This is a genomic window from Rhizobium sp. 01T437 (genome assembly GCF_056398505.1).
In genome coordinates, this window is sequence record NZ_JBFTPM010000022.1 from 25,276 (window position 1) to 48,092 (window position 22,817).

The 22,817-nt window shown below is 60.0% G+C and carries 24 protein-coding genes; 6 read left to right on the forward strand and 18 right to left on the reverse strand.

Translation table 11 applies throughout. The features are described from left to right. Positions 1–11 precede the first annotated feature (11 nt). From AC1DM5_RS30330 to AC1DM5_RS30360, 7 genes are all read right to left on the reverse strand, one after another. Positions 12–314, reverse strand: coding sequence for a DUF1883 domain-containing protein (locus AC1DM5_RS30330; protein ID WP_113324635.1), 303 nt, complete (start codon positions 312–314; stop codon positions 12–14). 124 nt (positions 315–438) lie between these two features. Next, complete coding sequence (locus AC1DM5_RS30335) at positions 439–702, reverse strand: hypothetical protein (protein ID WP_477822882.1); 264 nt, start codon at positions 700–702, stop codon at positions 439–441. A gap of 23 nt (positions 703–725) precedes the next feature. Beyond that, entirely contained in the window at positions 726–911 is a 186-nt protein-coding gene (locus tag AC1DM5_RS30340; protein WP_477822883.1) for a hypothetical protein, read from the reverse strand. A gap of 122 nt (positions 912–1,033) precedes the next feature. Then, entirely contained in the window at positions 1,034–1,954 is a 921-nt protein-coding gene (gene dapA / locus AC1DM5_RS30345) for a 4-hydroxy-tetrahydrodipicolinate synthase (protein WP_477822884.1), read from the reverse strand. Between the two features lie 9 nt (positions 1,955–1,963). Next, entirely contained in the window at positions 1,964–2,110 is a 147-nt protein-coding gene (locus AC1DM5_RS30350; protein WP_477822885.1) for a hypothetical protein, read from the reverse strand. A gap of 115 nt (positions 2,111–2,225) precedes the next feature. After that, on the reverse strand, positions 2,226–3,230 hold the full coding sequence (locus AC1DM5_RS30355; RefSeq protein ID WP_477822886.1) for a ketopantoate reductase family protein: 1,005 nt from the start codon (positions 3,228–3,230) through the stop codon (positions 2,226–2,228). Between the two features lie 153 nt (positions 3,231–3,383). Continuing rightward, positions 3,384–4,223: an oxidoreductase gene (locus tag AC1DM5_RS30360; RefSeq protein ID WP_477822887.1), complete on the reverse strand. Its 840-nt coding sequence runs from the start codon at positions 4,221–4,223 to the stop codon at positions 3,384–3,386. Positions 4,224–4,348: 125 nt separating this feature from the next. Between AC1DM5_RS30360 and AC1DM5_RS30365 the strand changes: the two genes are divergently transcribed. Further along, positions 4,349–5,236: a LysR family transcriptional regulator gene (locus AC1DM5_RS30365; RefSeq protein ID WP_477822888.1), complete on the forward strand. Its 888-nt coding sequence runs from the start codon at positions 4,349–4,351 to the stop codon at positions 5,234–5,236. A 3-nt stretch (positions 5,237–5,239) separates the two neighbouring features. Here the strand turns inward: AC1DM5_RS30365 and AC1DM5_RS30370 are convergent, their stop codons facing one another. After that, on the reverse strand, positions 5,240–5,662 hold the full coding sequence (locus AC1DM5_RS30370; protein WP_439014718.1) for a lipocalin-like domain-containing protein: 423 nt from the start codon (positions 5,660–5,662) through the stop codon (positions 5,240–5,242). A 263-nt stretch (positions 5,663–5,925) separates the two neighbouring features. On the opposite strand from AC1DM5_RS30370, the gene AC1DM5_RS30375 reads away from it, so the two are divergent. Next, entirely contained in the window at positions 5,926–6,855 is a 930-nt protein-coding gene (locus AC1DM5_RS30375) for an alpha/beta hydrolase (protein WP_477822932.1), read from the forward strand. A gap of 31 nt (positions 6,856–6,886) precedes the next feature. Here AC1DM5_RS30375 and AC1DM5_RS30380 read toward each other — a convergent pair whose 3' ends face one another. Together AC1DM5_RS30380 and AC1DM5_RS30385 are read right to left on the reverse strand one after the other, a co-directional pair. Next, positions 6,887–7,492, reverse strand: a complete 606-nt coding sequence (locus AC1DM5_RS30380; RefSeq protein WP_113324641.1) for a carboxymuconolactone decarboxylase family protein — start codon at positions 7,490–7,492, stop codon at positions 6,887–6,889. Positions 7,493–7,589: 97 nt separating this feature from the next. Continuing rightward, positions 7,590–8,009, reverse strand: a complete 420-nt coding sequence (locus AC1DM5_RS30385) for an NUDIX hydrolase (RefSeq protein WP_477822889.1) — start codon at positions 8,007–8,009, stop codon at positions 7,590–7,592. A gap of 117 nt (positions 8,010–8,126) precedes the next feature. On the opposite strand from AC1DM5_RS30385, the gene AC1DM5_RS30390 reads away from it, so the two are divergent. Both AC1DM5_RS30390 and AC1DM5_RS30395 read left to right on the forward strand, forming a co-directional pair. Continuing rightward, positions 8,127–8,615, forward strand: a complete 489-nt coding sequence (locus AC1DM5_RS30390) for a GAF domain-containing protein (RefSeq protein ID WP_477822933.1) — start codon at positions 8,127–8,129, stop codon at positions 8,613–8,615. Between the two features lie 133 nt (positions 8,616–8,748). Beyond that, positions 8,749–10,437, forward strand: a complete 1,689-nt coding sequence (locus tag AC1DM5_RS30395; RefSeq protein WP_477976502.1) for a dihydroxyacetone kinase family protein — start codon at positions 8,749–8,751, stop codon at positions 10,435–10,437. Positions 10,438–10,445: 8 nt separating this feature from the next. Here AC1DM5_RS30395 and AC1DM5_RS30400 read toward each other — a convergent pair whose 3' ends face one another. Further along, entirely contained in the window at positions 10,446–10,814 is a 369-nt protein-coding gene (locus AC1DM5_RS30400; protein ID WP_477822891.1) for a hypothetical protein, read from the reverse strand. A 269-nt stretch (positions 10,815–11,083) separates the two neighbouring features. On the opposite strand from AC1DM5_RS30400, the gene AC1DM5_RS30405 reads away from it, so the two are divergent. Both AC1DM5_RS30405 and AC1DM5_RS30410 read left to right on the forward strand, forming a co-directional pair. Then, the gene (locus tag AC1DM5_RS30405) at positions 11,084–11,275 is read left to right on the forward strand and encodes a hypothetical protein (RefSeq protein WP_081493205.1); all 192 of its coding nucleotides are present in this window, start codon (positions 11,084–11,086) and stop codon (positions 11,273–11,275) included. 198 nt (positions 11,276–11,473) lie between these two features. Next, a complete protein-coding gene (locus AC1DM5_RS30410) occupies positions 11,474–12,463 on the forward strand; it encodes a potassium channel beta subunit family protein (protein WP_477976504.1) in 990 nt (329 codons plus the stop codon). A gap of 293 nt (positions 12,464–12,756) precedes the next feature. Here the strand turns inward: AC1DM5_RS30410 and AC1DM5_RS30415 are convergent, their stop codons facing one another. The 7 genes from AC1DM5_RS30415 to AC1DM5_RS30445 all read right to left on the reverse strand — a co-directional run bounded on the left by AC1DM5_RS30415 (position 12,757) and on the right by AC1DM5_RS30445 (position 22,742). Continuing rightward, positions 12,757–14,091 (reverse strand): sensor histidine kinase, encoded by a 1,335-nt coding sequence (locus tag AC1DM5_RS30415; RefSeq protein WP_477822893.1) that lies wholly within the window; start codon positions 14,089–14,091, stop codon positions 12,757–12,759. Next, positions 14,091–14,762, reverse strand: coding sequence for a response regulator transcription factor (locus AC1DM5_RS30420; protein ID WP_477822894.1), 672 nt, complete (start codon positions 14,760–14,762; stop codon positions 14,091–14,093). The genes AC1DM5_RS30415 and AC1DM5_RS30420 overlap by 1 nt, the downstream gene beginning before the upstream one ends. A 423-nt stretch (positions 14,763–15,185) precedes the next feature. After that, positions 15,186–18,998: a vitamin B12-dependent ribonucleotide reductase gene (locus AC1DM5_RS30425; RefSeq protein WP_477822895.1), complete on the reverse strand. Its 3,813-nt coding sequence runs from the start codon at positions 18,996–18,998 to the stop codon at positions 15,186–15,188. Between the two features lie 585 nt (positions 18,999–19,583). Then, positions 19,584–20,174 (reverse strand): hypothetical protein, encoded by a 591-nt coding sequence (locus AC1DM5_RS30430; protein WP_477822896.1) that lies wholly within the window; start codon positions 20,172–20,174, stop codon positions 19,584–19,586. A 183-nt stretch (positions 20,175–20,357) separates the two neighbouring features. After that, entirely contained in the window at positions 20,358–20,855 is a 498-nt protein-coding gene (gene gpt, locus AC1DM5_RS30435; protein ID WP_007812968.1) for a xanthine phosphoribosyltransferase, read from the reverse strand. A 168-nt stretch (positions 20,856–21,023) separates the two neighbouring features. Continuing rightward, positions 21,024–21,866, reverse strand: a complete 843-nt coding sequence (locus tag AC1DM5_RS30440) for a universal stress protein (RefSeq protein ID WP_477822897.1) — start codon at positions 21,864–21,866, stop codon at positions 21,024–21,026. A gap of 99 nt (positions 21,867–21,965) precedes the next feature. Beyond that, complete coding sequence (locus AC1DM5_RS30445) at positions 21,966–22,742, reverse strand: competence/damage-inducible protein A (RefSeq protein WP_439014782.1); 777 nt, start codon at positions 22,740–22,742, stop codon at positions 21,966–21,968. Positions 22,743–22,817: the final 75 nt, after the last annotated feature.

The following is a 22,817-nucleotide window of genomic DNA, read 5'->3' on the forward strand; positions in this document are numbered from 1 at the left end:
CAGCGCTGATCTCAGGCGCGCTTCTGTGCGGCCGGAGCGGTGATCAGCTTGACGGAAGAATCCGCCAGCCCGTGATGGCCTTCCATGTCGACGACGATATGCCAGTGGCCGCTCTCGGGGATGGCGAGCCTGACCGGCGACTTGCGCGCGATACCGCCGATATATTTGAAATCGAGCACTTCGGTGAACCGCTGGAAGTTCGGAGCCGTCATCAGCCGCACATTGTTCACGGCGCTCAGAGACACCTCGACGATCGTTCCGGCGCGCTGTTCCTTGATATCGTAATGGGTGAAGCGGAAGTTCGGTTTCGGCATTGGTCTCGCGGCACATATAGTCTCTGCAAGCGGGACTCTATCAGGATGGCAGTTAAGGAAAAGTTGGAAATCCTAGGCCTGGTGCCGCTCCTGCTGTTTCAAAATGGCAGGAACGGCACAGTATTTAGTGGATATTGCCGGTGTTACGCGCAAGAGGTGCAAAATCGAGCACTATGCCCGTCGCGGCACGGCAGATCTCATCAGGATTGTGGTTGCACTCTTCCGCGGCGAAATGAAGGGCCGCGGCTTCATTGATGAAGAGACCGCCGACGAGCCCCTCCCGATCCTGGACGATCCAGCGGCCGCCCTTGTCGCGACCGACGGTGAAGCGAGCCGGACGAGGAGCGAGGGGAGCCGAAATCTGCCGGCGTTGCTGTGCATTTGCCATTGTCGTGATCCTCGATCCGGCGCTTACTGGGAAATAAGATGGAAGCTCATCTGCACGAGCCCGGCGAAAGCCATAACGGCGCCGAGCCGCGGTGCGACGGCAACCAGGCCGGCAAACAGCGGATGGGAGGGATCGGCCACGGCCGCATTGGCGCTTACACCACGTTGCAGCGGGTCAGTATTGGCAGGTGTATCAGTCAGGCGTGACATCGTTTGTCCTTTCGAAGTCTGACTCAACCGCCGTTTGAGTGTCGCGGCGGTGTCACGCTCATCAAGATAGATGCTGGCGGATAGGGTTTCCATTTGGCACCGGAAGCGAAAATATTAAAATCTCATAGGGATAGCGCCATGCGCTGAGCGCTGCCGCCGACGAAAGGAGAAAGCGCGGCTACAATCGCAAAGCGGCTTTCGGCCTCTGCCGGTACGAGTGGCAGGCGAAGATCGGCCTTCGTGCCGCGCAGAACCTGAAGCGCATATTTCAGCCGGGCTGGATCACTCTCCGAACCCAGTGCCGTCACGAGCGGATGCAGCCTGTCGCTGAGCGCAAGGGCTGCAGAGATATAGCTCCCATAAGCCGCTTGCTGCAGCGATGTGACGAGCCGCGGGAGGATATTGGCAGCTGCCGACACGATGCCGTCGCCACCCGCCAGATGAAAGGAAAGCGCCGTTCCGTCATGGCCGGACAGGAAACGGAAGCGGTGTCGCAGCGCCGGCGGCACGTTGGCGAAGCGAGCGATATCCCCGGTAGCATCGACGATGGCGACAATCGCTTCGAGTTCGGCAAGTCGCTCCAGCGTTTCCACCGTCAGGTCACTCGCCGTGCGTGCGGGCGCATTCTCGATCAGAACAGGCAGATTGCTTGCCGCAGCGATTTGCTGGAAATGATGCAGAATGCCCTTCTGCCCTGGCTTGGAATAATAGGGTACGGTGATCAGCACAGCGCGGGCACCGCATTCTTCCGCATCTCGGATAAACGCGATCGTACCCTCGGTGCAATTGGTTCCGGCCGCGGCGATCACCGGAATACGGTCCGCCGCGGCCCGGATGCAGATGTCGAGCACCATGCGGCGTTCCTGTGGTGAGAGGCTCAGCCCTTCACCCGCCGCCGTGCAGAGAGCGAGTCCATCGACGCCGCTCAGCACCTGCCATTCAACAAGAGCTTCCAATGCTGCGCCGTCGACTTCGCCGTTGCGGAACGGCGTGACGAGCGCGGTGATCGCGCCACCCGGGCGCAGTCTTCCTATACTGTTCATGATGGGGCCTCAGAGCGAGCCGAGGATCACATAGAGTTCGACGCAGGCGAGCAAGATGCCGAAGATCATCAGCGCTTGGGCCGTGCGCTTCTCACGCATCTGCCGTTTGCCGCGCGTGATGCGGTAGGGGCGAAGCGGCAAGTATCGGGGGGACATGACATCTCGCATGGCGGTAACCTTTGCTGTTGTGGCAAAGGCTACTGCCGCCTCCGATAGGAAATCCATTCGGAGTAGAGATCGAAGATATAGGAATCGCATAAAGAGGCTGATGTCACCCGCCGCGCTGGTTTTCCCTGTCGAGCTGCGTCACCAGCGCCAGCACGACTTCCGACACGGGCGTCGGCACATTGGCAGTGCGCCCAAGCGCGACGACCATGCCGACAAGTGGCACGATTTCCAGCGCCTTGCCGGCCAGCAGATCCTGCAGCATCGACGTGCGTACCGCCCCGATATGGCGCGACTGCTCCAGGCGCTCCTCGATGGTGATGTTGAACTTCGCACCCAATGCACCGCCGACGGCGCGTACTTCCTTCATGATCTTGCCGACCGTGTCGAAGAGTGCGGGGTTGGCCATGATGTCGGTCATCAAGGCGCGCGTCAGGGCGCTGAGAGGATTGAAAGCCGCGTTGCCCGTCAGCTTGCTCCAGATCTCGTCGCGAATGCGCGGCGTGGTCGAAACATTGAGGCCTGCCTTGGCAAAGAGGCCGGCAACGGTTTCGAGATCGGTCGACATCTCGCCTGACGGTTCGCCAAGCACGAAACGGCCAACATTGGAAAGGCGGATCTCGCCGGGATTGACGACTTCCGCGCCCTGCAGCGCCACGCAGCCGATCACCCGTTCCGGACCGATCAGCTGCCAGAGCTTGCCGTCGGGATCGAGTTCACCGAGCTGCAGTTCGGCATGACCGCTTTGCGTGTCGCGATGGAAATACCACCAGGGAATGCCGTTGAGCACCATGACCACGCGTGTGCCGTCCTTCAGCAGCGCTGCCATGCCCTCGGCTGCCGGGCCGAGCTGATGGCCCTTGAGGCCGGTGATGATGAGGTCTTGCGGCGGTAGCGTCGTCGGATTGTCCGTTGCGGTGATCCGCACATTGATCGGCCTGTCGGCATCGGCCTCATGAAGTGAAAGGCCGCCTTCACGGATCGCCTCGAGATGTGCACCCCGCGCGACGACCGAGACGGTCACGTCATCGCCGAGCCGGCTTGCCAGCTTGACGGCAATCGCGCCTCCGAGTGCGCCCGCTCCGTAGATGCAAATGGATTTGATAGTCATGCCTTGCCTTTCCGCATTCGTGATGACGCCCGTAGATTTAGGTCATCGCAGCGCCAGCGCGAGTGAAAATCTTGCCGATGCGACGATCTTCACGCTGAAATGAATGAAGCGCGCCGGAGGGCGCGCTTGTTGCTGTGGAGAAGTCAGGCCTTCTCAGGCGGTCTGTTCGAAATCCGTGGAGACGGCGAGCTTGCGCCACTGGGCCAGTTCTTTTTCCACGCTGGCATGTTCTTCCTCGATCTTGGCAACCGTATCGGTGCCGAAGGGCATACGCAGCGGCGGGTTGGCTGCGTTGACCATCTCGATGATGCCGGCGGTCAGCTTGGCAGGGTCGCCCGGCTGGGCATGGTTGGCGCCGGCTGCGAAGTCGCGCATGTTGCCGGCCGGTGTGCCGACATAGTCGGGGATGGAGGCCGGGCTGATCGCTAGCGAGTTGTCATGCAGGAAGTCCGTGCGGAAGAAGCCGGGCTCGATGATCGTGACCTTAATGCCGAAGGGTTCGACTTCGGTTGCCAGCGATTCCGAGAGGCCTTCGACGGCAAACTTCGTGGAGCCGTACACGCCCCAGCCGGGGAAGCCGTAGTAACCGCCGATCGACGAGAAGTTCAGGATATGGCCAGAGCGCTGGCGGCGCATATAGGGCAGCACGGCGCGGGTAACCTTCAGCAGGCCGAAGACGTTGGTGGCGTAGATCTTTTCGATCTCCTCGGCCGTTGCTTCCTCGACGGCGCCGAGCAAGCCGTAACCGGCATTGTTGGCGAGGATATCGATGCGGCCGAAGCGGGCAACGGCGGCAGCAGCAGCTTGCCTGGCCTGTTCTTCATTGGTGACGTCGAGAGCGACGGCAAGCAGGTTCGGATGATCACCGAACTGTTCGGTGATGGTCTTGGGGTTGCGGGCGGTGGCAACGACAGCGTCGCCGCTAGCAAGAGCGTCCTTGGTCATCAGCGCGCCGAAACCACGCGATGCACCCGTGATAAACCAGACTTTCATGGCAATTCCCTTTCCGTGAGAGTGTTTGTTTCAGCAGTTCATTGCTGACGGAGAGGAATTTGACGCAAATCGCGCTCATGTATAAGATTCGTTATTTATGAGACTATGATGAGCGAAATTCAGTAATGAGGGCGACCGAACTTTCCGAAATGGCAGCCTTCGCCGCTGTCGCCAGGCACAAGAGCTTCCGCAAGGCGGGGGAGGAGAGAGGTGTCACCGCCTCCGCGGTGAGCCACGCCGTCCTCAATCTGGAAGAGCGCATCGGAATCCGCTTGCTGAACCGCACGACCCGTAGCGTCTCGCTGACGGAGGCCGGTGAACTGCTTCGCTCTCATCTCGATCCGGCCTTCGGCGAGATCAATTCTGCACTCGATGCGCTGAACCGTTTCCGCGATACCCCCTTCGGCCGTGTGCGCATCAATGTCGGCAATTCCATTGCGCCCTTCGTCGTCGGCCAGGTCATCGGGCCGCTCCTGATGAAGAACCCCAATCTGCAGCTCGAAATCGCGGCAACGGATCGGCTGGTGGACATCGTCGAGGAAGGTTTTGATGCCGGCATCCGCTTCGGCGAACGCGTGACGGAGGGCATGATCGCCGTGCGCATCAAGCCGCGCATGCGCCTCGTCGTCGTCGGCTCTCCCGCCTATTTCGAAACCCGGCCGAAGCCTGAGACGCCGCATGATCTGAAGCGCCATATCTGCATTCAGAACATGTTCCCCTCGGGTGCGCGTTACCCCTGGGATTTTGAGAGGGACGGCCAGGCCATCACCTTCCATCCGACCGGCCCGCTCTCGCTCGACGACCACGAATTGATGACGGCAGCTGCCTTGAGCGGCGTGGCGCTCGCCTATGTCTGGGAAGGCAGGGTGATGCCGCTGATTGCGAGCGGCCAGCTTATCCAGGTGCTGGACGAATGGTGCCAGCCGGAGGAACCGCTCTACCTCTACTATCCCAGTCGGCGGCATATTTCGGCGGGCTTCCGGACGGTGATCGACGCGATCCGCGGCGAGTGAGTGTCAGAGTTTGCGGAACTCAAGCCGGTAGACGACATCCTCTCCCGTGACAGGATCGATGCCGGGCGCATCGCTGATGACGAGCATGTCGCCCTCGATATGCACCGGGCGTATAAGGGGCCGCTCCCATGTCGGGTTCCAGGCGGCCTCGACATGGTGGATCACTTTGTCGCCCTCCAGAGTATAGGCAGCGGTGTAAGCCAGCATCGTATCGAAAAGTGCGGCCTTTTCATTGTCGTTGGGGGCTTTGCCGTTGGGTTTCGGCCGGCGTCGGTTGGTGACGAAGGCCATCATCCGGCCGTCGGCGTGATAGGCGATGTATCCAATGGGATCGGCACCCATGGCGTCGCTGACTTCTCCCGTCGCAACGACGGTTCGCGTCCACGAGATCATGCGCCACGTCCCGAGCAGGGCGGCTCTGTCCATGATCTTCCCCTCCTTAAAGTAGTTTAGCACAACTAGAAATACGGGCTACGAACTTATGCGATCAGTCAAAACTCCCTTTTGACTCTCGGTGGTGAAGTGGTGAAGATGCGCCGCACGAAGGAAGAACAGCGCCGGAGGGGCGAATGAGAAAACCGTTTTTTTCTGCTGTCAGTCGGTGGAAAGTGGGATGTCGCGCAGCGCTACTGTCAGCGCTTGCAGCCGTGGTGCTGTCTGCCTTTCCGCTGGAAATATCGGCGCAGGAAATGCCGGCACAGACACCCGCCTCCCGGGAGCAGGTCGAAAAGCTACTTTCCCGCTGGAAAGAACATTTCAAGGGCGCTGAGACCCTCAGGGACCGGCGCACCGCGTTCCGCGACTTCATGGAAACGCTGCCGGAGCCGACACGCATCCAGATCCGGCATGTCGATGCTGGCGGGGTTGAGGCTGAACTTCTCTGGCCGGCGCGCCTTCATCATCCGATCGGACGGCGTGTGATCCTGTTCATTCACGGCGGCGGCTTCTACAGCGGCTCCATTCGCAGCCACAGCCTGCTTGCCGGCTCGCTTGCCAAGGCCGCTTCCAGCGACGTATTGCTCATCGATTACCGGCGGGCGCCGGAATATGGCTATCCAGCGCAGGTCAACGACGCCTTGAGCGCCTACCGCTATTTGCTTGATAGTGGCTACAGCAACGGAAATATCATTGTTATGGGCGATGGCGCAGGCGGCAATCTCGCAATCGAAACCGTGCTGCGGCAGATGCGCTCCAGACAGCCGTTGCCGGCCGCCGTCGTGGCGCTCAGCCCGATCACTGATCTGGCGGCATCAGGCGCATCGGTCATGTCGAATGCCGCCAACGATCAGGTCCTGGACAAGAATGTGCTGGAGGCGCTGCGTAAAGCCTATCTCGGCAACAATTCCGCGACGGATCCCGACATTTCCCCGCTATATGCCGATTTCTCGGGTTTTCCGCCATTGCTGCTGCAAGTCGGTTCCGGCGAGCTGCTGCTCGACGATACGCTGCGACTTGCCGACAAGGCGCGCAAGGACGGCGTCGATGTGACGGCTGAGGTCTGGCCGGGAATGCCGCATCAGTGGCAGCTTTTCCCATCAGTGCTTGATGACGCCGACAAGGCCGGCCAGAAGATCGCCGAATTCGCGATCACGCATTTTGCAGACCCGCCAGCACAGTAAGGACCATTCCAACACCGCACGATCGCAGCTCTTACGAATGGTTCGAATTCAGCCCCTCGATCGGCCGGCCGATGGCGAGATTCTGACGAAGTTTGGGATCAAGCCGCTCGGCATAGGCATGATCGGGTGCAGCACCCAGCGCATCCAGCATCTTGGAGAAGAAACAGCGTGCTGCCGCTGCCGCGGTCACGTCGAAGATCTCCGCGTCGCTCAGTTGGAGGCGCTTCAAGCCATCGATGTCCTGCTGGGTCACCGAGGTCGCATCGCGCGCCACCTTGGCGGCAAAGTCCATAATTGCCCGCTCGACGGCATCGATGGGCGCTTTTTCGCTGCCACCGGCGACTGCCGAAAGACTGTCATTGGTAAAGCCGTCGCGCAGTAGCACGGAGCCATGCGCCAGCATACAATAGGACGACTTGAGCTCCCTGGCCGCCGCCAGCGTCACCAGTTCATAACGCCGCTGGCTCATATGGCCGCGAATGCTGGCAAGCAGCGTTCCCCAGTGCTCCATCACCTCGGGCCGGTGGCCGAAGGCGCGGTACATATTCGGCAGATAGCCGTAGCTCGCTTCAGCCGAAGCGTACATCGAGGCCGTCTTCTCGCTGGCGGAAGCATCTGGGGTACGAATGAAGGCCATGGTACGATCCTCCCTTGATCCACTGGGAGAATAGAGCGGCATCCGGCGACATCAATCTGCCCACCCATCGCTTTCCGCAAAATGGATGCCTGGTGCCTCAGCCGGCCGTTTGGCTCTGCCGCTGGCGGTAGAATGGCAGGATATGGTGTTCCGTCAGCGGCGCCATGATGACCTCGCCCGGTTCAGACGGTGATATCCAGAGGACCTCCTCGATCTCCGCCGTTGCTTTGATATCGTTACCCTTCACATGCAGCACGAAGACCTCGGCGACAACGAGATGATCCGGCTCGTTGGCCGCTAGCGCCTGGAATTGCCCCAGGAACTCGAGTTCGGCAGCCCTCGCGGTGACGCCGATTTCTTCAGAGAGCTCTCGTGTCAGGGCTTGCTCGGGCGTCTCTCCCGGCTCGATCTTGCCACCCGGCTGCATGAAGGCCGTAGTGCCGTGCTTGCGCACCAGAAGTGTGTGGCCGTCGCCCCGCAACAGGAGGGCGGCCGATATTCTGATCGTCTTCATCATGAGCAAATCTGACCGGATTCGCTGCCGCAATTCAACTGCCGTAGTCGGATCGGCCGTTTGTCAAAACCCGCCTGACCGCCTATATCAGCGGCTCAGAAACAGGAAGTGGATGTGACAATGTTCCAGGCGGCGTCGATCGAGGTGGACAACAAGGCCGAGTTCTATCGAGAGCTTGCCCAGCAGCTGCAGGGTCTGCTCGAAGGCGAGCCGGATATGATCGCCAACGCCGCCAACACTTCGGCCCTGATGTACCAGATGATGCCCGATCTCAACTGGGCAGGCTTCTATCTGCTCAAGGATGAGGAGCTCGTGCTCGGTCCGTTCCAGGGCAAGCCGGCCTGTGTGCGCATCCCCGTCGGCCGCGGCGTTTGCGGCACGGCGGTCAAGGAGCGCGCCTCCATTCTGGTTGAAGATGTCCATGCGTTTCCCGGCCATATCGCCTGTGATGCCGCATCCCGCTCCGAGCTCGTCGTTCCCATCAGAAACGGTGATGAGATTGTCGGCGTCATCGATCTCGACAGTCCGATTCCCGCCCGTTTCGATGCCGACGATCAGGCTGGCATCGAGCGTCTGGCGGAAATCTTTGCTGCGGCAACCCGCTTCTGAGCGGACTGGCGTCGCGACGATCCGTCGCCACGTTTCCGTCGCGTTTGATCGTGTATTCACCTTCGGGGAAATCGTGCTAGGTCACTGATCGAACGACGATTGCGTTCAGGTGGGCTGGCTGTCGGAGAGAACCATGAAGAAGCTGATCAACGATCCTTCCACCGTCGTACGGGAAATGCTGGAAGGGGTCGTGGCGCTCAGCCCGGCAACCATATTGCTGGCCGACGATAACGTCGTGATCCAGTCCGATCTTCCCGAACCTGCCAAGCGTAAAGTCGCCGTCCTCTCGGGCGGCGGCAGCGGTCATGAGCCTGCGCATGCCGGCTATGTCGGTAACGGCATGCTGACGGCGGCGGTTGCTGGCGATGTCTTCACCTCGCCGAGCACTGATGCCGTTCTGGCCGGCATCAGGGCCGCAAGCGGCTCAGCCGGTGCGCTGCTCATCGTCAAGAACTATACGGGCGACCGTCTGAATTTCGGCCTTGCGGCGGAACTGGCGCGCGCAGAAGGCATTCCCGTCGAGATCGTCGTCGTTGCTGATGACGTTGCGCTCGGGGAAACCGTTCCTGCCGACCGCCGCCGCGGCATCGCCGGCACGGTTCTGGTCCACAAGCTTGCCGGTGCTGCCGCCGAGCAGGGCTTGCCGCTGGAGGACGTCGCCCGCATCGCCCGGTCAGCATCCCAACAGCTCTCATCCATGGGCATTTCACTTGGGTCTTGCACCCTGCCGGCAGTCGGCAAACCCGGCTTCTCTCTCGGCGAACAGGAGATCGAAGTCGGTCTTGGCATCCATGGCGAACAGGGCGTTCGCCGCATGCCGATCGCACCGGTCGACCAGCTCGTCTCGCTCGTCCTGGAAACGATCGAGGCCGATGGCAAGCTCAAGAAGGGCGACCGCGTCGTCCTGCTGGTCAATGGTCTTGGCGCAACCCCGCCGATGGAATTGTCAATAGTCGCGCGTTCCACACTCGCTTTACTTGAAGGCAAAGGCGTCACGGTCGAAAGGGCTTGGGCCGGCACGCTCCTGTCCGCCCTGGACATGCCGGGTTTCTCACTCTCCATCCTGCATGTCGATATCAGGTCTCTCGAACTGATCGATGCACCGACGTCTGCAAGTGCATGGCCCCGAAGCGGGGCGGTCAATCGCAACCGAGTGCTTCCCTCGTTGAGAGTCGAAGGAAGCCCGGTTGAATCCCGCACGATTACCGCCGCGGGCAAGCAACTTCAGAAGACGGCGCAGGCTGTGGCAAACGCGTTGATCGCCGCAGAAGCGCATCTGACCGAACTCGACAGCATCACCGGCGATGGCGATCTTGGCGCCAGCATGAAACGCGGTGCCGAAGCCGTTCTCGCACTTCCCGATGCCGCCTTCGCGGATGTCGGAAGCGGATTGATGGCGATGGGCGATGCTCTCAGACGCGCAATCGCCGGCAGCTCCGGACCGTTCTATGCCACCGCCCTGATGCGCGCATCACGCCAGCTCGCAGGCATTGAGACCCCGACATCAGCCGAGATGGCCGAGGCTTTCTCCGCCGCCGTCCAGGCCGTCTCCGATCTCGGCGGCGCAAAGCCCGGTGACCGGACGATGATCGATGCCTTGCGCCCCGCCGCAGATACCTTCATCGCAATCCTGACAAAGGGCCAGCCAACCCGTGATGCATGGCAGGGGGCCATTGCCGCCGGCATTGCCGGAGCGGAAGCCACGAAGGCGATGCGGCCGAAATTGGGCCGCGCAAGTTACCTTGGCGACCGCGCCCTCGGTCATCCGGATGGCGGAGCTGTAGCGGTTACGGTTTGGCTCAAGGCGATTGAGGCGGATTGATTGAGCGCCTAGAAGGCGAAACCTCTGGCAAGCATAGCGAGAGGAAAGATAGCAGCCGAAAACAGCAGAATGATATTGTACCAGCGCGAGTACCACGGAAAGGTGCCGCCGCTTGGAAGCGATTTCGCGACACGATAGCCAAGAACCGCGCCGAATGAATGCCACGCAAGAACCACAAGCGCCCCGTAGGCGCCTGGAATTGAAAGCCTGATAAAGAGCCAGATCAGCGCTGTGGACACCGAGACGCCACCGACGAAATAGGCGATCGCCATCAAACCGTGGCCAAGATAGGCCATCACGACGTCAGGGCCGAATATCAAGCCGATAACTGCAGCGCAGTCCGGACGGCGGGTACGCAAGGCTTTGAAAATTTGCATGAAAGTCCCGGCGAAAAAGCGATGGTTCGCAATTGAGTTTCAGAGGCTGACTTTTCGTAAGTTGTATTGGATGCTGCAAAAAACACCAGCCGCCTCCCGGCAGTCGCCAGAAGCTCAAGGCTGGACGGTCGATCTCAGCAGACTGCGCAAATGACGAAATCTTGATCGACAGCGCTGTTCTCGGAACTCCGGCCTGGCCTACTTCTTTAGCAGGCACTGATATGCGCTGCATTCCGGTGTCGCCGATTATCGGTATGGGGGTAGATCAAATGTCTCAATTTCGAAAACTGCTGGTCATTGGATCAGCTGTCATCGTGGCAATCATCGCTTCGTCCTGCACGACCAGCTCGGATAGTTCGATACAAACCGGTTCGATTGGGTATGGCCCCCAAAGCGCCGACTTTGGGCTCCGACCGGCGTGCCTCGGCGGATTTGGCAACGATCGTCCTTGTAGCTACTAGCGAGAGGCGCGGTTCTGCCCCGGAGGCCCGGATAGGCCCACAGAAAAAAGTGATACGAAAGGACGCAGGACTTTGTGACTGCGAAGCCCTCGCATATTATTGACAATGAGATAGGTTACGCGAAATCAGTCATTGCCTGATCGTACGACACCGACCTCGATCATGAGGCGGCAAATTTTATAGTTTGGGAGATATATGATGGAATATCGTCGTTTGGGAAAATCGGGTCTGAAAGTGAGCGAGTTCTCCTTCGGATCGTGGGTTACGTTCGGCAAGCAGGTCAATGGCGGCGATGCCGTCGACCTCATGAAGCTCGCCTATGACAACGGCATAAACTTCTTCGACAATGCCGAAGGGTATGAAAGCGGCAAATCCGAAATCGTCATGGGCGAGGCGCTGAAGTCGCTAGCCTGGACCCGCGACAGCTATGTCGTTTCGAGCAAGGTTTTCTGGGGAGGCCAGAAGCCGACGCAGCGCGGCCTGTCGCGCAAGCATGTGACGGACGCCTGTCACGCAGCGCTCAAGAGACTGCAGGTCGACTATCTCGACCTCTACTTCTGCCACCGCCCGGATATTGATACGCCGATCGAGGAAACGGTCCGCGCGATGCACGATCTCGTCGCCCAGGGCAAGGTGCTCTATTGGGGCACGTCGGAATGGTCCGCGCAGCAATTGGCGGAAGCCTACGCCGTCGCACGCGACCTGCGCATCACGCCGCCGACCATGGAGCAGCCGCAGTACAACATCTTCGAACGTCAGAAGGTCGAAGCTGACTACCTCCCGCTCTACGACCTGATCGGCCTCGGCACCACCATCTGGTCACCGCTCGCCTCGGGCGTCCTGACCGGCAAATACAATGACGGCGTACCGGCCGACAGCCGCATGAACCTGCCCGGCTACGAATGGCTGAAGGAAAAATGGTCCACCGACGCCGGCCGCGCCCAGCTGGATCAGGTTCGCCAGCTTGCCAAGCTTTCGAACGAGATCGGCCTGTCGATCACCCATCTCGCCCTCCTCTGGTGCCTCGCCAACAAGCACGTCTCGACCGTCATCCTCGGCGCATCGCGCGCAAGCCAGCTGCAGGACAATCTCGCGGCCCTCTCGCACAAGGATAAGGTGACATCAGACGTGCTGGAGCGGATCGACAGCATTGTCGGCAACAAACCGGAAGCGCCGCGCCGCTTTTAGGCAAGGCTAGGCTATCCAGATCAAGCATCTGGCTCTTATGGTTGTTCCAATACGAAAATGGCCGGACCCGTTGGTTCGGCCATTTCATTTTTTACTGCGCTTCGTTGACCGCGCGTCAGGACGAGTGGCGGCCTGGTTTATCGCGCCAACCGGTCTCTCATGCATGCGCCGTGGAATGGGTTGATGATTTCACTGTGGCCAAGGTCCTGTTTTGAACTCGTTGGCCGGACACTGCGGTTCTGTCTTGCGACGCTATTACAATAAAGGGCAGAATCGGACGGAAAATATATCTGTCACAGGCTGATGGTCACTGTTGTTCCTGTCGGATTACCTTCGAGAGTTACGCTCCCTCGGTGACGGGTCACGATCTGCTTCACGATGCTCAATCCGAGGCCGGCGCCCGTGCTCCGGGGTGTGACCCTATAGAATGGTTCGAACACGAGGTCTCGATGCGCTGCTGGAATGCCGGGGCCCTCGTCCGAAACCGAGATGTCTCCACGTTCGGACACGCGCACCGATATCGTGCCGGCATTTCCGCCATGGTCGATCGCATTGCGCACAAGGTTGCCTATGGCGCGTGACATCGCCGACGGACTTACCAGCCGATAAAGCTCGTCCACTTCAGTGTCGAACGAGATCTCATATCCGCTTCTGAGGGCAAGCGGGGCTTGGTCGGCGACGACGTTCCTGGCGACTTCCACCAGGTCGGCTTGTTCAAACGGCTCTGGAGACTGCTCGCTTCGCTCGAAGTCGAGCAGTTGCTCCGCCGTCTCCCGCAGACGCCCGATGTCATCCATCATGGTGTCACGCGTGCTTCCTTCCAGGGTCGTATCGATACGCGTCTGCATGACGGCAATCGGCGTGCGGAGCTCGTGTGCGGCGTCGATGAGAAAACGCTCTCTGGCTGCGAACTGCTGCTCGAGGCGCTCTAGGACGGAATTGAACGCATGGATAAGCGGAACGACCTCGCTCGGAACCCGATCCACCGGCAGCCGGGATCCTGGCTGGCGAGGGTCGATCTCCGGAGCTTTCTGTACGACGTGGCTCAGCCCTAAGAGCGAACGCCTGACCAGTCGCGGCACGGCGAAGAAGAGGGCGGGCAGCGTAACCGCGAGCAGAGGCACGTAGATCGGATATGCGCTGCCGAGTATCGCAAGGAATGTCGACTCGCTTCCGTTGCGACCGCCGTAAAGCACCCGGATCTCGGTCTTATTGATCTCAAAGTCGTCGACTGAAGCCGGCACCGGGCCACTTGCCGACGTGCCACGAATGTCGGCGTCCTTGATAAGCGGCACGAACTTGGTGAGCTGTGTGTACGCAGGTGGAATATTCCCATATGCCACAGCCGTTCCGTCTGGGGCCGCAGCGTAGAAAAAGAGATTGGGGGTATCATTCTTCAACGCTGCGAGCTCTTCGCTGTCCTTGATGCGAAGTCCTCGTCCAGGTTCGTAGTTCAAGGACCCTTCCAGGGCATTCAGAAGCCGGCGCTGCATACCGACGTTCGGAGAATGGATCATCGCCCCATAGATGCACAGACCGACGATCTCCGATGCCGTGATGACGACGAATGGCACGCTGAGCTGCCAGCTCAGTCTCCACCACAGCGACGACGTATTAGGAAATCGCATCAATGTTCCTTCAGCAGGTATCCGACCCCGCGGATGTTGTGGATGGACACGCCGGCGTCCGCGTCAGTTAGGCGTTTTCTCAGTCGCGACACATGAGCGTCCAGCGCGTTGGATTGGATCGTCTCCTCGTAATTGTAGATTTCGGTTTCCAGCACCGATCTGAGGACGGTCTTGCCTTTTCGCTTTGCAAGGGTAACGAGCACCATCAGCTCTCGACGTGGCAGGTCGAGCTGCAGTTCGCCGATCATGACGTCCATCCTGATTGGATCCACGGTCATCCGCCCCAGGACTATGGACGGCTCCGCCAAGGCCGACGGGCGTCGCATGACAGCGCGCAGTCGAGCGAAAAGCTCCTCCATCAGAAACGGCTTGCCCAGATAGTCGTCGGCGCCGAGATCGAGGCCCGCTACTCTTTCCTTCGGTTCGTTTCTGGCAGTCAGGACGATGACAGGCGTTACGACGCTGGAGCTTCGTAGCCAGGGAATGAATGTGATGCCGTCGCCGTCTGGCAGACGTCTGTCGAGCACGATCGCATCATAGGTCTGTTGCCGAGCCAGTTCGATTGCATCCCCAAGAAGAGCGGTGCGGTCCACCGCTATGCCCTTCTTAGTGAGCGAGGCCGCAATCGCTTCCGCCAGCCTTGTCTCGTCTTCGACCAACAGGATCTTCATGTCTCGTCCACCTTTGCGATCCTATGTTCACGACGACCATTGCGACAAAATGACGGCGTGAGCGTTTCGAACGAGGGAAGTCATGGGTCGCGGCGAATTGGATAAACGAGATCGCACGATCGTCCGCCTTTCGCCACAAGAGCATTGGCCGTCACTCGTTCCCGCGATGATCTGAGCCTGGCAAATGCCATGAGATTGCCAATCGCCTCTGAACAAAAAACTCCAGACGCCTGCGCGCCTGGAGTTGATTTCTGATTGGTCTGTTCTGAAGGAAATCGGACCTGTGTCCGAGCGGATCAGTTTCGATTGGCTGCAATGAAGGCTGTTCTCTTCTTATTGCTCAATCGAAAGATGTAAATTCGCCCTTTTCTTCAAATGCCGACCGGATTTAGCTGCGCGGAAACATGAATTTTCCCGAAGACATCAGCTGCAGCCGCTGGTCGCACCGCAAGTGTCGCACTTCTCGCAGGTGCCGTTGCGCACCATCGTGAAATTCTGGCACTCGCCGCACATGTTGCCCGTGTAGCCCTGCATGATCGAGCGGGCGCGACGTTCGGCTTCCTTCTTCTTGGCTTCCGTCTTGGCTGTTGCAGCGTCGGCTGCGGCCTTGTCGGAGAAGAGGGCGGTTGCCTCTGTGCCGGTTTCCTCGATCACCTCTTCGGCGATCTCCTCGGCCAGCTCCTTGGCGCGCTCCTCATAGTCGCGCTTGAAGGCGACGATTTCGGAGGTGGAGATGGCTACTGTCGGCTCCAGCTTGCGGGCGGCTGCACCCGCAAAAGAGGTCACCGAGCCGATCGAGGAGGCACGGGCAGGGGCTGCCGTTGCTGCGCCCTTGGGCTCGCCGGCCTGGCGTTCGCCGCCGGTGCCGGGGACGAGCGTCGGCTTGTAGCCGCGCGTCCAGCCGGTGGAGAGCAGGTTCGTCTTGCCTTCCTGGATGCCCTTGCCGAGCGCCGTGTTGGAGAAATCAGACGTATCGACATGGGCAAGATCGTGACGGCCGAGATAGGAAACGGCGAGTTCGCGGAACACGTAGTCGAGGATCGACGTGGCGTTCTTGATCGCGTCGTTGCCGATGACGATGCCGGCAGGCTCGAACTTGGTGAAGGTGAAGGCCTCCACATATTCTTCCAGCGGCACGCCATATTGCAGGCCGAGCGAGATGGCGATGGCGAAGTTGTTCATCATCGCACGGAAGGCAGCACCTTCCTTGTGCATGTCGATGAAGATCTCGCCGATGCGGCCGTCGCCGAATTCGCCGGTACGCAGGTAGACCTTGTGACCGCCGACGGCAGCCTTCTGGGTATAGCCCTGGCGGCGGTTCGGCAGCTTCTCGCGTTCGCGGGAAACACGCTCGATCACGCGCTCGATGATCTTCTCGGTAACCGTCACGGTCTGGGCCGCTGCCGGCTGCTGGATCAGATCCTCAAGCGCATCCTCATCGTTCTCGTCCTCGATCAGCGAGGCGTTGAGCGGCTGCGACAGCTTGGAGCCGTCGCGGTAGAGGGCGTTCGCCTTCAGGCCGAGCTTCCAGGACATCATATAGGCGTTCTTGCAATCCTCGACCGTTGCCTCGTTCGGCATGTTGATCGTCTTGGAGATCGCGCCGGAAATGAAAGGCTGGGCAGCCGCCATCATGCGGATATGGCTTTCGACCGAGAGGTAACGCTTGCCGATCTTGCCGCACGGATTGGCGCAATCGAAGACCGGCAGATGTTCCTTCTTGAGGAAAGGCGCGCCTTCCAGCGTCATCGCACCGCAGACGTGGATATTGGCAGCCTCGATATCCTTCTTCGAGAAGCCGATATGGTCGAGCAGGCTGAAGCTCATATCGCCGAGCTGTTCGTCGGTCACCTTCAGCGTGGTCTTCAGGAAGTCGGCGCCGAGCGTCCACTGGTTGAAGACGAACTTGATGTCGAAGGCGCTCTTCAGAGCGGCGTTGACCGCCTCCACCTTCTCTTCGGTGAAGCCCTTGGCCCTCAGCGTCGAGGGGTTGATGGCCGGCGCCTGGTTCAGGTTGCCGTGGCCGACTGCATAGGCTTCGATCTCGGCGATCTGGCTTTCGGAATAGCCGAGCGTGCGCAGCGCGTCCGGAACGGCGCGGTTGATGATTTTGAAGTAACCGCCGCCGGCGAGCTTCTTGAACTTTACCAGAGCGAAGTCAGGCTCGATGCCGGTCGTGTCGCAATCCATGACGAGGCCGATCGTGCCGGTCGGTGCGATCACCGAGACCTGCGCGTTGCGGTAGCCGTGCTTTTCGCCGAGTTCGACCGCCTTGTCCCAGGCAGCCTTCGCATGGGCGACGAGATCCTGGTCCGGGTTTTCCGAATGGATCAGGGCGACCGGGTTGACCGAGAGCGCCTCATAGCCGGCGTTTTCGCCATGCGCGGCGCGGCGATGGTTGCGGATGACGCGCAGCATATGCTCGCGGTTCGGCGCGAAGTTCGGGAACGGTCCGAGTTCGGCAGCCATTTCGGCTGAGGTCGCGTAGCAGACGCCGGTCATGATCGCCGTCAGCGAACCGGCAATGGCGCGGCCCTCGGCGCTGTCATAGGGAATGCCCGTCGACATCAGCAGGCCGCCGATATTGGCGTAGCCGAGGCCGAGCGTGCGGTATTCGTAGGAAAGTTCGGCAATGCGCTTCGACGGGAACTGCGCCATCATCACCGAGACTTCGAGCACGACGGTCCACAGGCGAACAGCGTGTTCGTAGTCGCCGATATTGATGCGCTTGGTGGCCTTGTCCTTGAACTGCAGGAGGTTCAGCGAGGCAAGGTTGCAGGCCGTATCGTCGAGGAACATATATTCCGAGCACGGGTTCGAGCCGCGGATCGAGCCGCCGGCCGGCGAGGTGTGCCAGTCGTTCATCGTCGTGTTGAAGTGGATGCCCGGATCGGCCGATGCCCAGGCGGCATAGGAAATCGTTTCCCAGAGATCGCGGGCCTTCAGCGTCTTCATGACCCTACCGTCCTTGCGGGCGGTCAGGTTCCAATCGCCATCTTCCTCGACAGCGCGCAGGAAGTTATCCTTGATCGAGACAGAGTTGTTGGAGTTCTGGCCCGAGACAGTGAGATAGGCTTCCGAATCCCAGTCCGTGTCGTAGGTCTTGAACTCCATGTCCTTGTAGCCCTGGCGGGCGAACTGGATGACGCGCTGGACGTAGTTTTCCGGAACCTGGTCCTTCTTGGCAGCGCGGATCTCGCGCTTCAAGGCCGGGTTCTTGGCCGGATCGAAGCAATCGCCATTATCGCCTTCGCAATTGACGCAGGCCTTCATGATCGCCTTCAGATGCTGGGCGACGACCTTGGAGCCGGTCACGAGAGCGGCAACCTTCTGCTCTTCCTTGACCTTCCAGTTGATGTATTCCTCGATATCGGGATGGTCGATGTCCACGACGACCATCTTGGCCGCACGGCGTGTCGTGCCGCCAGACTTGATGGCGCCGGCAGCGCGGTCGCCGATCTTCAGGAAGCTCATCAGGCCGGAAGAGCGGCCGCCGCCGGAAAGCTTTTCGCCTTCGCCGCGCAGCATGGAGAAGTTGGAGCCGGTGCCGGAACCGTATTTGAAGAGGCGGGCTTCACGAACCCACAGGTCCATGATGCCGCCTTCGTTGACGAGGTCGTCTTCAACGGACTGGATGAAGCAGGCATGCGGCTGCGGATGTTCGTAGGCCGACTTGGACTTGGTGATCTTGCCGGTGAAGGGATCGACATAGAAATGGCCCTGACCGGGGCCATCAATTCCGTAGGCCCAGTGCAGGCCGGTGTTGAACCATTGCGGGGAATTCGGCGCGACGCGCTGCGTGGCGAGCATATAGGCAAGCTCGTCCTTGAACGCTGCTGCATCTTCCTCGGACGAGAAATAGCCGCCCTTCCAGCCCCAATAGGTCCAGGTGCCGGCGAGACGATCGAAGACCTGGCGCGCATCGATTTCCGAGCCGGTCTGTTCGTCCTTCGGCAGGTCCTTCAGCGCAGCGTCGTCGGCAACGGAGCGCCACAGGAAGGAGGGGACACTGTTCTCCTCGACCTTCTTCAGGCGGGCAGGGACACCGGCCTTGCGGAAATATTTCTGCGCCAGAACGTCGGTGGCGACCTGGGAAAACTGCGCGGGAACTTCAATGTTTTCGAGGCGGAAGACGATCGACCCATCCGGGTTCTTGATCTCGCTCGTCGCTTTGCGGAATTCGATATCCGCATAGGCGCCCTGACCAGCCTTCGTAAACCGACGTTCGATGCGCATGTTCTTAACCTCTTGTTGGCACCCGAAAGGGCGCAAAATTCCCGTCCGGCTACGCGTTGTCCCTTCGCGCCGCCAGTGCTCGTTCCGTCTCGTGACAGGATTGTCATCCGGAGATGATTTTCCTGTATCTTGTGGTGAGGCTGGCTGCAAACACTAAATATAGTGTTAACAGCTTATTTTTACCAGTCCCCGATGTCGCTTTTTGAGGCCGGAAATAAGGCGCAGAAATGCCTTCGGACGTCACCGCTCTTGGCGGTCCAACACCCTGATTCTGCGTTCAATTTTCCTTGGAAGAACCGGTCTCGTTACCTCCGGTTCAGTCGCCGCCGCAACATCTGAAACATTAAGTTTGAAACCGCTGATTCCGTCAAGGGGTGGAGCGTAACCGAATGCTAACCACAACATCTTGTGGATGGCCTTGTGGACACTGGGGAAAGTCTGGGGAAGCCTGAAAATACAAGGGCTTGCGCCGCTGCTCAGGCAAGGGAAAGGCCGGAATGTTAAAAAAATCGACTGCGGCAAAAGTTAGGATGGCTTTTGCGACGCAAATGCGCATGGCGATTCGTTGAAGGAAATCAGCACTTTCTAGAGGGCGTCGATGGCAATCGTGACGGTCGCCGTGCCGATCGGCTTGCCCGTCTCATCGGTGATCACGAAGCTTGCTTGAGTCTCCAGAAGCTGGGTCGACTCGTCGCGCTCAGCCCGGCTGATATAGATCTCCTGTGAACCGCGGGCGAAGGTTTGGAGAAACTTGTCCTCATCGCCCTGCCAGTAGTCCGTCGTGATGGTGCTCTGGCCGACATTCAGTCCGTGACAGTCGGTGACGAAGAATTCGAGGATCGTTCCCTGCGAATCATCCTGTTTCGATTTGAGATAATGCGAGACGGATTTTGCCATCAGCGCCTTGACCATCTGGAAATCGCCCTGGGCGACCTCCGCCTGGTAGGTTTCGTCCAGCACCCGCATGTCCATCTCGCTGACATCGCGGAATTTGGCGTTCTGCTCCTCGATTGCCTTTACGACGACCGGAGCCTCGACCGTCGGCCGGACGAGCGTTTCCACATATTCACGCACGACGCCGATATAGGCCGGCTCGGCCCCGGCAGGCGTATAAGGAAACAGGCAGCCGATCAGCCCGAAGGCCGCTGCCGTTCGAATCTTGCCCCAGCATGCCATTGCGCTTCCCCAACCGCATTCAGCCCCACTTTACGTCCGGCCTTTACGACCGGTAGTTGCCTGACGTTATGCTAATAAAATAAAACGGACGTTACCGAGCAGGGGCTGGAATCCGCTATCGGGGAGACAAATATTGGGACAATTTTCGGTCGTAAAACCGGAAGTTGCTCGCGTCGGCGGCTGTTAGCCGCGAGCACCCTTGGCAATCGGCTCCTGGTAGGTGAAGCCCATATCCCAGGGGAAGTAGATCCAGGTGTCCTGGCTGACTTCGGTGATGAAAGTATCGACCGTCGGCACGCCCTTGGGTTTGGCGTAGACGCAGGCAAAATGCGCCTTCGGCAGCATGCCGCGCACTTGGGCGGCTGTCTTGCCGGTATCGGTAAGGTCATCGACGACGAGCACGCCTTCGCCGCCGTTTTCCATCAGTTCAGGCGCGATGCCCTTGAGCAGCACCATGTCGCCCTGGTTGACGTAGTCATGATAGGACGCGACGCAAACCGTCTCGATGAGGCGGATGTTCAGCTCGCGCGAAATGATCGCCGCCGGAACGAGGCCGCCACGGGTGATACAGACGATCGCCTTGAACTCCTGGCCGAGGCCGGCGAGCCGCCAGGCAAGCGCACGCGCATCGCGGTGGAACTGATCCCAGGAAACGGGAAAGGCTTTATCGGGAAGGGACATCGGGCTGCTCCGCGGCATGAAGAAACGACACGCCGTTTGCCGGCGACCGAGTGAACATCGGCTGGCAAAACGCAAATCGCGCAGCCGGAACTGCGCGATGGATGCCGAAGCCTGATATCATCGGTCGCCGCAATTAGCGGGATTTGGAGGCAAAAGGCAAGAGCGGCCTTAACGCGAGAGCAATGTCAGCGCCGTCATGGACTGCAAAAGCGTCCTTGTCGTACCGCCGAAGATCGCCTGCCAGAGCCAGGAATGCGTGTAGGCGCCCATGACCAGAAGGTCGATGCTGTCGTCCGAAAGCCGGTTCTCGATGACATGCGAGGCGTTCTTGTCGCCGCTTGTGGCCGTGGCAAGCGTCACGTTCACGCCGTGGCGGGCAAGCGTTGCGGCGATCTCGGCGCCGGCCATCGTCGCCGATTGAGTTGCGTTCTCGGCCGGATCGACAGAGAAGATTTCCACGTCTTCGGCAGCCTTCAGGATCGGTAGGGCATCGAAGGTGGCGCGCGTCGCTTCCTTCGAGCCATTCCAGGCAATCAGCACGCGCTTGATCGGCTTCGGCTGGCGGATGACGTAAGGGATAATCAGTACCGGTCGACCGCTTTCGAACAGGAATTCGTCGACATTCACGTGGCTGTCGGAGGGTCTTGCGGGATCGGCCTGCGAGGCGATCAGCAGGTCGGCGCTGCGCGCGCTTTCGATCAGCGGCGCCGAGCCGTATCCCGTCGACGTCGCAAAGGCGCGCCATTCGAAGGAAGCGCCGGCAGCCTCCGCACGGGCGCGGAAAATCCGCTCGACTGCGATAGTCTCTGAATGGGCCATGTCCTGAAGCGCCTGCACGGCGACCGGATCGGGAATTTCCATCGGCGCGACCAGCGGCACGGCGGCAATCGTTTCGGCATGCAGGCCGATCACATGGGCGCCGCTTTCTGCGGCAATGGCAAAGGCGAAATCGGCGACGGCGCGGCTATTGTCTGCTGTATCCAGAATGGCGAGAATGGTTTTATAAGACATATCAATTCTCCTTTGCGGCTGAAATGATGGCCCGCGAGGAAGGGAATGCGCCGGAACGCGCTGCGGTTCCTTGACCATGATCAAGACCGCAAACAGTCCTCACGCGTCCGCCGAATGGTTTTCGGCAATGTCCTTCCTGCGTCTGATATCCTCGATCATGGCCCGCACGTCCGCACCTGCAGCCTCGATCACATCCTGCGAACGGCCGCGCACCACGATCTCCGTTGAAAATTTCTGCCCCACGTAACGCGGATAGGAGCCGATGCTGGTTTCCGGATGCGCTTTCTGGATCGCCGCCAGCGGTGTGCCGATCTCGCCTTCGCCATAAGGGCAGGCAATAGCGAGCGAGAGGACGGGTGTGCCCGTCTTCAGCGTCGGCAACACATTGTCGACCATGGCCTGGAAGACCTGCGGGACGCCCGCCATGACATAGACATTGCCGATGATGAAGCCGGGCGCGGTCGATACCGGATTGGCGATATGGGCAGCACCACGCGGCATGCGGGCCATTCGCTGGCGGGCCTCGGTGAATTCCATCTCCCGGCGCTTGTACATTTCGGCAAGCAGTACCATCGCCGCCGCATCATGCTCGCAGGGAACGCCAAAGGCCTTCGAGACGGCATCCGCGGTGATATCGTCATGCGTCGGCCCGATGCCGCCCGACGTGAAGACATAATCGTATTTGCCGCGAAGTGCGTTCAGCGCCTCGACGATCGCATCCTCCTCGTCGGCGACGATGCGCACCTCCTTCAGGTCGATGCCCGAAATAGTCAGCATATCGGCGAGGTGGCCGATATTCTTGTCCTTGGTGCGGCCGGAAAGAAGCTCGTCGCCGATGGCTAGCATGGCGGCGGTAACGACAGTCTCATTGCTCATGGGGATATTTCCGTGGTGTGAAGCTTGAAAATAGGTAGCGCCGTTTGGCCAGTTTGCAAACGGCAAAGCGAAGCG

Bases quoted from the DNA above. Each gene is read 5' to 3' on its own strand.
- AC1DM5_RS30330 (WP_113324635.1), bottom strand. From the start codon at position 314: ATGCCGAAACCGAACTTCCGCTTCACCCATTACGATATCAAGGAACAG.
- AC1DM5_RS30335 (WP_477822882.1), bottom strand. From the start codon at position 702: ATGGCAAATGCACAGCAACGCCGGCAGATTTCGGCTCCCCTCGCTCCT.
- AC1DM5_RS30340 (WP_477822883.1), bottom strand. From the start codon at position 911: ATGTCACGCCTGACTGATACACCTGCCAATACTGACCCGCTGCAACGT.
- dapA (WP_477822884.1), bottom strand. From the start codon at position 1,954: ATGAACAGTATAGGAAGACTGCGCCCGGGTGGCGCGATCACCGCGCTC.
- AC1DM5_RS30350 (WP_477822885.1), bottom strand. From the start codon at position 2,110: ATGTCCCCCCGATACTTGCCGCTTCGCCCCTACCGCATCACGCGCGGC.
- AC1DM5_RS30355 (WP_477822886.1), bottom strand. From the start codon at position 3,230: ATGACTATCAAATCCATTTGCATCTACGGAGCGGGCGCACTCGGAGGC.
- AC1DM5_RS30360 (WP_477822887.1), bottom strand. From the start codon at position 4,223: ATGAAAGTCTGGTTTATCACGGGTGCATCGCGTGGTTTCGGCGCGCTG.
- AC1DM5_RS30365 (WP_477822888.1), top strand. From the start codon at position 4,349: ATGAGGGCGACCGAACTTTCCGAAATGGCAGCCTTCGCCGCTGTCGCC.
- AC1DM5_RS30370 (WP_439014718.1), bottom strand. From the start codon at position 5,662: ATGGACAGAGCCGCCCTGCTCGGGACGTGGCGCATGATCTCGTGGACG.
- AC1DM5_RS30375 (WP_477822932.1), top strand. From the start codon at position 5,926: ATGCCGGCACAGACACCCGCCTCCCGGGAGCAGGTCGAAAAGCTACTT.
- AC1DM5_RS30380 (WP_113324641.1), bottom strand. From the start codon at position 7,492: ATGGCCTTCATTCGTACCCCAGATGCTTCCGCCAGCGAGAAGACGGCC.
- AC1DM5_RS30385 (WP_477822889.1), bottom strand. From the start codon at position 8,009: ATGATGAAGACGATCAGAATATCGGCCGCCCTCCTGTTGCGGGGCGAC.
- AC1DM5_RS30390 (WP_477822933.1), top strand. From the start codon at position 8,127: ATGTTCCAGGCGGCGTCGATCGAGGTGGACAACAAGGCCGAGTTCTAT.
- AC1DM5_RS30395 (WP_477976502.1), top strand. From the start codon at position 8,749: ATGAAGAAGCTGATCAACGATCCTTCCACCGTCGTACGGGAAATGCTG.
- AC1DM5_RS30400 (WP_477822891.1), bottom strand. From the start codon at position 10,814: ATGCAAATTTTCAAAGCCTTGCGTACCCGCCGTCCGGACTGCGCTGCA.
- AC1DM5_RS30405 (WP_081493205.1), top strand. From the start codon at position 11,084: ATGTCTCAATTTCGAAAACTGCTGGTCATTGGATCAGCTGTCATCGTG.
- AC1DM5_RS30410 (WP_477976504.1), top strand. From the start codon at position 11,474: ATGGAATATCGTCGTTTGGGAAAATCGGGTCTGAAAGTGAGCGAGTTC.
- AC1DM5_RS30415 (WP_477822893.1), bottom strand. From the start codon at position 14,091: ATGCGATTTCCTAATACGTCGTCGCTGTGGTGGAGACTGAGCTGGCAG.
- AC1DM5_RS30420 (WP_477822894.1), bottom strand. From the start codon at position 14,762: ATGAAGATCCTGTTGGTCGAAGACGAGACAAGGCTGGCGGAAGCGATT.
- AC1DM5_RS30425 (WP_477822895.1), bottom strand. From the start codon at position 18,998: ATGCGCATCGAACGTCGGTTTACGAAGGCTGGTCAGGGCGCCTATGCG.
- AC1DM5_RS30430 (WP_477822896.1), bottom strand. From the start codon at position 20,174: ATGGCATGCTGGGGCAAGATTCGAACGGCAGCGGCCTTCGGGCTGATC.
- gpt (WP_007812968.1), bottom strand. From the start codon at position 20,855: ATGTCCCTTCCCGATAAAGCCTTTCCCGTTTCCTGGGATCAGTTCCAC.
- AC1DM5_RS30440 (WP_477822897.1), bottom strand. From the start codon at position 21,866: ATGTCTTATAAAACCATTCTCGCCATTCTGGATACAGCAGACAATAGC.
- AC1DM5_RS30445 (WP_439014782.1), bottom strand. From the start codon at position 22,742: ATGAGCAATGAGACTGTCGTTACCGCCGCCATGCTAGCCATCGGCGAC.